We start from the raw sequence: 10,702 nt of genomic DNA on the forward strand, positions 1-10,702 counted from the left end.
GGCTACCTCTTGTTGAAGCCCCGCCTTTTGCCTCAACAGTAATAATTTCGCCTGTATCTTTATTATAATAAATAAACTTAACGAGACAGCGACTCTAATTGCTAAGTAATTAAAACTGCTTAATTAACGTATAGGGTGCATCGGCAGTTAACTGTGTCACAATATAATTATAAGAAGAGTAATAATCTCCGCCCTCCACTGAGTTTTCCATGTACAACACCATATCCTCAATGCCATCTTGGTTATAATCACCCTTAGCCATTATTGTTAACCTTTGAATACCGCCACTGTTATCGTAATAAATAGCTTGAGCATCATTTACAGGTACTATCTTTTGAATGTGGCTCATTTCATCCCAGCTACTTGCTTTTGCTAAGCGGCGCTCATCATCATTCGAAATAATTAAAGCGAGCTCAGGCGGCATTTGTTTTGGTAATGCTAAACTGTGTTTAAATGAGCTTAAAAAGCTTTTATTTGAAGGCGTTAACTGCCCCATATCGCGCCAGGTCGAACACGTTTTTTTAAAGTCCTTTAGTATAGATTCAGCCTGATAATTTGTTGTTTTGTAGTTTTCATTAGCAGCCTTAAGCAATGTTTTACAGCTATTCACATCCATATCAGGCTTACCATCAAGAGTAAGTACTTTTGTAAAATACCATTGTTTATTCAATAGCGTATTAACCTGCTCCAAACTGTCGGATGTTACTGGGTCTATAAATAACCCTCTGGTATTGTTTTTTAAGTTATATGTGGGCGCTATGTCATTGCCTGCAGTATTCGCATAGGCAGTGATCGGTATAAGAATTAAAGCGAGTAACAGTGTGTTTTTAATCATTTTGCGCTCAAAGTGAAAGGTAAAGAAGTGAATTTAAAGCGGTTTGAACTGCATTTACATCGTCTGGCTTATTTGCGCCGCCAATACCTACTGATTGGATTAATTTCATTGCTGGCATCGAAGTGTCCTTTTCTTTTGTGTTATGTTGTTTAAGTACAACGTGTTAGTGGTAATTTAACACCCACCATTTAAAGTGGGTGTCTTTGTTATTTTTTTGTTATTTTTAGTGGTAGTACTTTGTATCAACAAAATTTACTTGACGCTTACTTGCGAGTGCCATAAAACACCCTGCTAATTTTTCACAATAATTAAACAGTAGCCACTACTTAAAATGCAAAATTTGGGATGGGTGTCTTGTTTATTTTTTTTGGGATGGGTGTCTTGTTTATTTTTTTTCTGGCATTAAAAAATTAAGAGAACTTTCATAATAATTTGTTTTTACTGTACTCATTCATTATTCAATCGTTCAATTTCATCAGCCAATTCTTGATTCCAAGAAAAATCGATATTGAATTCACCAGTTGGCTTCAAATTAAATACAGCACGATTCCACTTGTTCGAATCATTTTCAGTTGTTATTTCATGTAGTTCTTCTACATCATCGAAAATACTATCATCAACCTCGAAGTAATTAACTGAGACTCCAACTTTATAATTTCCAGAAAAATCGCCAGCATCTCCAAACCACTCTATTTCGATAGATGCAGTTTCCCAATCATTCTTTATGCTATTGGCAATGCCATCCGCTATAGACGAATAGATTTCCTGTATTTCTCTATTTTTCACTCTAACCTCCTGATTTATTTTTAAAAATACGCTTAAATGGCTTTCCACCTATTTTATAAGTATACGACGAAACTAGACAGCCACTTTAATTATACAAGCCAAACTGTGTCATAAAATTTATTTTTTAGATTAAAAACTTACCTTTCCTACTGGATTACTTTCATTTCACCTATTAAATAAGTCATTAACCCTATTAAACCTAAATCACACGCATAAAAATGGCTGCATGATGCAGTTATGATTTATTGCTGAATAGCTTTACTGAATAACTTACGTTTTATGCGAATAGCTTTTCGCAGTTACTGATATTCGCTCGTCGCTTTCTGTTTAAATTTTCACAGTAACTTGCTTGTGAACTTGGCCTGCCTACTGCGCCATGAAATACACGCGTAAATTGTGTGGTGAGTTTTAACCAGTTTTCGGGGGATATATTCACTCTTTCGAGTAAGGGTAGGTGCGAACTTTCAATATAACCTCGTTTGTCTTCTCGTATACAACGTCCTGTTAACTCAACAAGTTCAAGGTACGATTTAAGTTCAAACGGCAGCCCTTTTGGCATAATTTGACGTGGCATGCCTGCAAAGCGCAGTAGTTGTTTTTGTTGCTTGCCATCCTTTGCATACGTTAAACGCTGTTTGATGCTGGTATGGTCTGACTCCTCTGGGGTGTTAGCCATTTTGGCTCTAATTGGGTTTAAATCGACATACGCCATACAAGCAGCAAGTGCTGCTTCATCCAGAAGTGCTTGGGACGTAAAACGTCCCTCCCAAAACCTACCTGTGCAGTTATCTTCTTTGTTCGCTCTGCGAGCAATATCTTCATTTAGTAATCGCATAAACCAGCTAATACTTGATAGGCGCTCGCGGTATTGTTTTACTGTTTGATTAAAAAAGATAAGTTCAGCTTTAGTTAGCTTTTCACCTTGTACGTATTTTTGTGTTAGTACAGTGCCTTTACAGAGTTTATGCCAACGGATAATAATGGCTTTATCATTCAACCGATTCGCTTTTTTGTCATCAACATACAGCACTAAGTGCGTATGATTACTCATTACAGCGTAAGCACACACATCAATACAAAATACCTTCGCTAATTCAAGCAGTTTATCTTCAACCCAGCCTCTGCGGTGCTCGTAAGATTTGCCTGTAAAACAGTCTTCGCCACATAAAAATGCACGACGAACACAGCGTGAAATACAATGGTAATATTTTGTATCAACCAAACTTATTTGACGCTTTCTTGCGATAGCCATGAGACACTCTGCTTGTTTTTTACACTAAATAAAGCCTAGTACTTCTTTTCATAAAGTGCAAAATTTAGAGTGGGTGTCTATTCTATTATTCTGTCTATTCTATTATTCTATTTTGTCTATTCTATTTTGGTTTATTTATCGCAATAGTCACTGAGCTGTTGGCGATAAGGTAGAATGGCTAAAACATAAGGCTTAAGCGCTTCTATTGATGTTCCATTAGAATAATAGGTAACCGCGCGCATAATTGATAATTGAAACAAGCGCTGAGTAATATCAACTCGGCTGCTGGGTGAGGTAAAGTTACCTGCATCCAGTGCTTCTTGTGTTTCAATTAACACTTCTTCAAAATCGTCAACCAACTCTGTAAAATAAGCCTTGTCTTTACGGGTATCGCGCATAAGTATTTTCCTGCTCTTACTTATTATCTTGCCAGTGCACTAAATCTTTTGGGTAATATTCATGGTCAATAAAACTACTGTCATCAATGTTATAAAGTTTAACCACTAGCGCTGCCCCCCAACACCAGTAACCAATATACGCGTCGGTGTCCATTAAATGGTAATCAGGGCTACCCTCAGCTTTATACCATGCGTCAAGGTAAGCTTTAACGAGAGCAGGTCGTTGCTCAGGCGAGCCTTCAACAACCTTGTATAATTTACCAAAACGTTTTTTAAATAAGGTCGATTGGGCGACTTCACGTGTTGTATCGCCCATGGCAACAGCAATATTATCCAGTAAACCGTCTTGCCCTTGGTTGGCAATTAACTCAAGTACTTGTTGGTAATACGCTTGCCCCATATCTAAACAATAGGCAAATGCAAGCCAGATCAAGGTTCGTCGCATATCATCTTCGTGCAGCTCTTCCCATTGTATGCGTTCTACTTGCTCATTTTCAGGCAAAGCATCCGCATAGTGCTTTTGCCATTGGCGATATTCTAATGCCATATCTAAATGTACTTTGAATTCAAGTAGGTTATCGCCACGTGAATAGCGCTCATGCATCAAACTAACTAAATAACTCACTATACCAAATGCGAATTTCATTTTTGACTCAGTAGTTAAACTTTGATCTGTTTTTAAATCATCAATATACTCTTCGATTGTTTCGATACTAAATTCAATATTCTCATCAAAATAGTCTTTATCTCTTAATTTATCTCTTAACATTATATAATCCTAGAATCCGAGTGTTTGTCCAATAATTTTGGCATTTTTATCTAACGTTTTTACTACCATGCTACTATCTATCTTGTTTCGAATGAGTAATTTCGAAACAGAACCATCACCTTTACGTATACTTTTCAATATGATTTTACGTTCTTTTCTACTCATTCCTGCTTTTTCAAGTCGATCATCATTGATCCACTTATCATTCATTTGCTTACCGTCACTAGTTTTACCTAAGCGGGCTTTATTGTATTTAGCTTCAGTGACAGCAAAGTATGGCGGTGGATTCGGCGGTTCATAAATACCATCAATACCTGTTTCACCTGGTGTGTATTTACCGTCTGTATTACCTAATGGTTTATAACCCTTTTCTAGCATTAGCCATCAACTTAACTGGACAGCCACTCTAATTATATAAACTACACTGCCCCATAAAATCTACTTTTTAGGTTAATAACTTACCTTTTCTACTATATTACTTTCATTTAACCCATTAAATAAGGCGCTATTACGGCTAAATTTAAATTACACGCAAGGTAATGACTGCATGATGCAGTATTAACTATTTACTGAGTAATTTAATTTTTATGCAGGTAGCTTTTCACATCTCGCTTGGATAATTATTCTTTAGGTACTTTGGCACGAAGCTCATTAGAAGCACGGTGTGTGATAAACATGATGCCATAGCTCGAATATATGTCAGTACCTTTGCTTTTAAGCAATATTGTGACAGTGAAATGGGATATATGATAATAAAATAAAGGCATCAATTCTGATGTTTATACACCGGCTCGTTTGACTTTAAGGAAGCGTCCATATATATCTTTGCTATTTTAAAGTGGGTATCTTGAGTATATCGTTATTTGCCTCTACAACTTAGGTGCCTTGCAATACAAATTTTCTAAAGCAGAAATCACCGAAAGCTCAGGCACTAAGGAGTGCATAGAAACCAAATGTAAAATAGATGAGTTTACAATTAAATTTGTTGCTCCGTTTGGTATTCTGTATTCGTATTTAGAGATAACTTTATTTTCCTCATGTAATAAAAAATAATTTTCATTACATATGGAACAAACTTCAATATGCCTCATTTGATTTATTATGTCAGCTTTGTCTAGTGCAGACAAAAACCACTCCAAAAAAATCACTTTTTCCAAAATAGTTTTAAACTCTTTATTCATTAACTCCAGATTTACCCAAACATCATTAGCTCTACGTGAAATCATTATTTATACCTTCTTACGCTACTAGAAATATAGTTATGTATTTAGCTAATTATATTACCTAAACTAAGGCAGGTTTATCTTTGTAGAACTAAACTAGACTAGGCAGCCACTATAATTACATAAACTAAACTGCCCCACAAATTCTACTTTTTAGGTTAATAATTTACCTTTCCAACTGGATTACTTTCATTTAACCCATTAAATAAGCCATTACCACTGTTAAATCTAAATTACACGCATGAAAATGATTACATGATGCAGTTTTAACTTTTTACTAAGTAATTTAAGTTTTATGTGGGTAGCTTTTCGCAGTTGCTGATGTTCGCTCGCCGTTTTCGGTTTAAGTTTTCACAGTAACTTGCTTGTGAGGTGGGTCGTCTACCTACTGCGTCTTGAAATACGCGTGTAAATTGAGTTGCAAGCTTTAACCAGTTTTCTGGGAAAACATTCACTCTTCCTAGGCCAAAAATTAGGATCGGTGTCACACCAATTTTTCCTGATTTCATCGGATCTGTGAAGGTTGCATTTGCCTAACTCAGGCTTATCTGAAAAATAAAAGCCACTAGAAACCTGAGCCCCTAAGAGCCCCTAAGGGTCAAATCTTGACTTCATACATCATAATTTTTTAGCCCGCGCATCTCTCAATACAGTCCTTCAACTACACATTTCAACTAGGCGCTTTGGCTAATATATGAGCCCCTAAGGGTCAAATCTTGACTTCATACATCATAATTTTTTAGCCCACGCATCTCTCAATACAGTCCTTCAACTACAAATTTTAACTAGGCGCTTTGGCTAATATATAACGCATAACTATTTGCGTTTTATGCTTATAAATGCATTTAGCAGCCGCTGATATTGAGTAACCGACTTTTTAGTTCTTTGCTGGAAGCCCTAAGGGTCAAATCTTGACTTCATACATCATAATTTTATAGCCCGCGCATCTCTCAATACAGTCCTTCAGCTACACATTTTAACTAGGCACTTTGGCCAATATATAACGCATAACTATTTGCGTTTTATTGCTTATAAATGCATTTAGCAGCCGCTGATATTGAGTAACCGACTTTTTAGTTCTTTGCTGTAGGTACGGCTTACCTTCATTGATTTATCGTTTTTTAAAATAGCGTTGTATTCGCTATTTCGTAGTGGCTCTAAGCGCTTTATATGCTTTAAATTTACGATTGCTGATTTATGTATACGAATAAAGTCAGGTGGGAGCGTGTCTTTTTCTAGGCTTTTCATGCGGGCTCGCATTACAAATGTTTCTTGCTCGGTGTGTACGCACATATAATCGCCAGCAGCGTCTATGCATAAAATATCGTTGTAGGGTACAAGCTGTATTGGGTTACGCCCATCTTGAATAATTAAGTTATCAGCCTCTGCTAATCGTTCTACTTTTGTAGTGCTAGTTAGTTGTGGCTGCTGCGCGTTTAAGTAGCTTTCGCGCATTTCAAGTAGTTGTTGTTTGTTAAACACACTGTTTAAACGCTCTAAAGCACGTTCGATTGCCTCCCCTAGCCGTTGTAATTTAACTGGCTTGAGTAAGTAATCCACCGCTTTTACTTCAAAGGCTTGCACTGCATGCTGATGAAATGCAGTAACAAAAATAATGGCTGGGCAATAATCGCCTGTAAAATATTTAACTAGTTCAAATCCTGATTTTCCGGGCATTTCTATATCTAAAAAAATAAGGTTTGGCTGGGTTTTATCAATAATACCCACAGCCTCGTCTACACTGCATGCGTGACCAATAACGTTTATTTGAGGAAATTTTTCAAGCCTTATCATCAAGCCTTCAATGGCACTAAATTCGTCATCAACTATTAGTGTTGTTAGCTGCATACTTTTACTCCTGTGTACGCTGTAGCGGTATTGTCATATACACCCATGCACCACCTTGTTCGCTGTTACCCGTTTTAAATTGATTATTTTGAGGGTAAATTAAGCTTAACCGTTGCTCACAATTTTTTAAGCCAATTCCTCTTTGAGAGTGAGTATGTTTGTTAAAGCCTTTACCTGTATCTGAAACCGAAATAACTAAGTTATTATTTTGCTGTTCTATTTTTACCGTTATGGTTATATTTTGAGCTTGATCCATTCCATGCTTTAACGCATTTTCAACTAGTGGTTGAACAAGCATTGATGGAATTAAAAAATCACTACAGTGCGGCTCAGTAATAATATTTACATTTAGTTTATTGCCAAAACGGCATTGCTCAATATCTAGATAGGTATTTAATATTTGCACTTCTTCGTGCACTGTTATTTTAGCAAGTGGGTCGGTATATAAACTATAGCGCAGTAAATCGCAGAGTTTTTCAAGCATATCAACTGCATGCATATTATCTTTTTTTAGTATTAACGTACAAATGGCATTAATGCTGTTAAACATAAAATGAGGATTTAACTGATAACGCAACATTTTAAGCTGGGCTTCGTTTGCTAAGTTAAGAGCAACAGCGGCTTTTTGTTTTTGCTCTTGGTTATCAAGGTAAGATGTAATGCCAAAATAAGCCCCCGTCCATGTTGCCAACATAGTAAGAGACGCCGTGCTCCAAGTACCAAAATCAAACCAGCTCATCGCAGACCACCAATGACCATAAAACCATTGCAAGGCTGCCCATTTAAAGGCGGTCCACACTATACTTGCTATTAACAGCGCTGATACATGAAGTGTAATACTTATATTTGCCGATTTAGTTCTGGCAAATAAGTAACATTTTCTCAAGCCTATTGTTATTAAAAACCCGCACAAGGTGTCGAGTAATAAATGGGGAATATGAATTTGCCAAGGCTCGTTACTAGGTAGCTTTATCATTATTTCGGTTAAAAGTGCGTAAATACCCCAACCACTTAACTGAAAAGCCCAAAATAAATAACGCCGAGATTCTAATTTCACATTTATCCTAACTAAGTAAAAGTCGCGAATTATTCCAATTTACTTAAATATAAGGGCTATTTAGCAAAAGCTAACAGCCCTATGTTTAAAAATAAACGGATATAAATGAGTACAACTCGCAATTAATACATATTAATTGCTACAGCCTAAGGTAATGCTGTTGCTTTGTACTGCTTTAACTAACGCAACATTAGCAATTGCTAAATTGAGCGGTTGCTGAGCATTAATGCCAAGTATATCAGTAATTTCACTCAACTTTGATTGTGCTGTATTACAGCCTAATTTTACTGCTACCGTTTTCCAGCCTTTATTTTTTAACTGAGCAAACTGTTTGGCTATGTTTGTTTTAGTAGAGCATGCTTGTTTGTTACACATTACACTTAGTTCAACAGCCTCAATTGGCGTATCGTCAACGCGTATATCAAATTGTATAAACTGTTCATCAAGGTTTTTAAGCTCTGTTGATGCTTGCTCAAAACGCAAACTCACTTTGCCAGCTCCTTCTTTATTATTCCACACAAACTGTCTGCCATCTTCTTGATACGCTAAGTTAACCGATTGCATAGAAATGCTTTTACCGTCGGCGCTCATGGCTGATGAACTTTTAGTCATCATGTTGGTTTGGGTTTTGTCTGACAGCGCCCAGCGAACGTTAGGCGCTAGGTTTCTAACAAAAAATGGGGTGCCTTGGCTGTCATTTACATTAATTTTTGGGCTGGTTTTTTCTGATAGTATGTTTACATTTTTAGGCTCTTTGTAACTAAGTCCATAACCATAAGCAAATAAAGGGTCGTAGTTTTTATCGCCTTTATTAAGAATAAATTGGTCGTCAAATTTGGGCCACGAAAAGCTTAATTTACCTGTAAAGTCGTATTGAACCGCGTCGTTTTTATCTAAAAGTAAAACGTCAGCAACACCTTGCCCTTCAGAGCCTGGCAACCATGCGGCTACAAATGCATCTGACGCATTTAGCTCTTTGTTTACCCAAAGCGGGCGACCACTTATAAATACACTCACTACCGGAATATTTTGCGCTTGTAGCGACTTTAATAAAGCGAGATCTTTTTTATCATCGCGCTGATATTCAAGCCCTTGTATATCGCCAAACCACTCGGCGTAAGGTTCTTCGCCAAACACGACTATTGCTACATCAGGCTTTTCCTTAAATTGTGCATTTTTCGATAATTCAATCTCGCCACCAGCACCAAGTACTTGCTCTTTTAAGCCATCATAAATAGATACTGCATTTGGAAAGTCGGCATTGGTGTTGTCGGTTCCTTGCCACGATACGCTCCAACCACCCGCTTGTTTGGCAATATTATGCGCGCCATTACCTGTCACTAATATTTTGCTACGCGGTGATATTGGTAACACATTTTGACTGTTTTTTGATTGGTTGTTTTTTAGTTTATTATTTTTCAGTAATACTAAAGATTTTCTAACAGCCTCGCGCGCTAACGCTTTATGCTCTGGTGCATTTAACCAGCTTGCATTTTTAGACTCTTCACGGCTTGATGGCTTACCCTTAGCAAATAATCCCCAACGTACTTTTGCACGTAAAAAACGTCTCACGGCGTCATCTATTCGTGCAATTTTAATATCGCCTTGCTTAACTTGTTTAACTGTATTGTGATAAAACGCCTCATAATGTTCAGGCACCATCATTACATCTACACCGGCATTAAATGCACCGGCGCATTGTTCAAGGTCGCACCCTTTTACAAACTTATGTGCGTTCCAATCACTTACTACAAATCCATCAAACCCCATTTTTTGCTTAAGCACGGTGGTTAATAAGTATTTACTGCCATGAACTCGCTCTGAGTTCCAGCTATTAAACGAAGCCATAACTGATTGTACGCCCGATTCAATCGCCGAAAAATAACCCGCCGCATGAATATCTCTCAGTGTCTCTTCGTCGATTACAGTATTACCGCGATCTATGCCGTTTTCGGTCCCGCCATCACCAACAAAGTGTTTAGCGGTAGCAATACGATGATAACCATTTAAAAAGTCGTCATTTATGTCACCTTGTAACCCCGACACCATTGCACCAGCATAACGTTTAACTATGTCGGGGTCTTCTGAGTAGCTTTCGTAAGTACGTCCCCATCTGTCGTCTCTAACAACGGCAACCGTGGGCGCAAAGCTCCATTCAATACCCGTTACCGACACTTCTCTTGCTGTTGCTTTACCTATTTTTTTTATTAGTTGAGCGTCGTTAGCGGCGCCTAAACCAATATTATGAGGAAACAACGTAGCACCATACACATTGCTGTGACCGTGCATTGCATCGGTACCCCAAATAGTAGGAATTGTGCTTTGGTCTTGCGAGCTATCAATTGAGGCTAAATACATTTCATCAGCAAAACGTAACCATGTTTTAGGATCGGCAGTTTTATTACCATATGGTGCCGTATTACCGCCATTTAAGTACGATCCAAAGCCATACTTACGCATTTTTTCTGCGTCAAAGTAGGCAATTTCGGGCTGAATTAACTGCGCTACTTTTTGCTCAATACTCATAGTAGCCA

General features: G+C 37.5%; 10 protein-coding genes and 1 pseudogene. All 11 read right to left on the reverse strand.

Features of this window, described 5'->3' with window-relative positions; genetic code table 11:
- Positions 1 to 109: 109 nt before the first annotated feature.
- Complete coding sequence (locus L647_RS1000000124900; protein ID WP_024609549.1) at positions 110 to 835, reverse strand: hypothetical protein; 726 nt, start codon at positions 833 to 835, stop codon at positions 110 to 112.
- Between the two features lie 447 nt (positions 836 to 1,282).
- Entirely contained in the window at positions 1,283 to 1,621 is a 339-nt protein-coding gene (locus L647_RS0101015; RefSeq protein ID WP_024609550.1) for an immunity protein YezG family protein, read from the reverse strand.
- Between the two features lie 277 nt (positions 1,622 to 1,898).
- Entirely contained in the window at positions 1,899 to 2,873 is a 975-nt protein-coding gene (locus tag L647_RS0101020) for a transposase (RefSeq protein ID WP_024609551.1), read from the reverse strand.
- Between the two features lie 131 nt (positions 2,874 to 3,004).
- Entirely contained in the window at positions 3,005 to 3,271 is a 267-nt protein-coding gene (locus tag L647_RS0101025) for a hypothetical protein (protein WP_024609552.1), read from the reverse strand.
- A 16-nt stretch (positions 3,272 to 3,287) separates the two neighbouring features.
- Positions 3,288 to 4,040: a PoNe immunity protein domain-containing protein gene (locus L647_RS0101030; protein WP_024609553.1), complete on the reverse strand. Its 753-nt coding sequence runs from the start codon at positions 4,038 to 4,040 to the stop codon at positions 3,288 to 3,290.
- 9 nt (positions 4,041 to 4,049) lie between these two features.
- Positions 4,050 to 4,418 carry a hypothetical protein gene (locus tag L647_RS0101035; protein WP_024609554.1) on the reverse strand — a complete coding sequence of 123 codons (369 nt, stop codon included), beginning with the start codon at positions 4,416 to 4,418 and terminating at the stop codon, positions 4,050 to 4,052.
- Positions 4,419 to 4,909: 491 nt separating this feature from the next.
- Positions 4,910 to 5,266 carry a hypothetical protein gene (locus L647_RS0101040; protein ID WP_024609555.1) on the reverse strand — a complete coding sequence of 119 codons (357 nt, stop codon included), beginning with the start codon at positions 5,264 to 5,266 and terminating at the stop codon, positions 4,910 to 4,912.
- Between the two features lie 290 nt (positions 5,267 to 5,556).
- A pseudogene (locus L647_RS1000000126755) lies at positions 5,557 to 5,727 on the reverse strand (transposase); the annotation flags it as partial.
- A 577-nt stretch (positions 5,728 to 6,304) separates the two neighbouring features.
- Positions 6,305 to 7,111: a LytTR family DNA-binding domain-containing protein gene (locus L647_RS0101045; protein WP_024609556.1), complete on the reverse strand. Its 807-nt coding sequence runs from the start codon at positions 7,109 to 7,111 to the stop codon at positions 6,305 to 6,307.
- 4 nt (positions 7,112 to 7,115) lie between these two features.
- Complete coding sequence (locus tag L647_RS0101050; RefSeq protein WP_029880329.1) at positions 7,116 to 8,168, reverse strand: histidine kinase; 1,053 nt, start codon at positions 8,166 to 8,168, stop codon at positions 7,116 to 7,118.
- Positions 8,169 to 8,300: 132 nt separating this feature from the next.
- On the reverse strand, positions 8,301 to 10,702 hold a 2,402-nt coding region (locus L647_RS0101055), incomplete at its 5' end, for a glycoside hydrolase family 3 N-terminal domain-containing protein (protein ID WP_024609557.1).

Origin of the sequence: Pseudoalteromonas sp. TB64 (assembly GCF_000498095.1) — a bacterium.
In the GTDB taxonomy this organism is placed as follows: Bacteria; Pseudomonadota; Gammaproteobacteria; order Enterobacterales; family Alteromonadaceae; genus Pseudoalteromonas.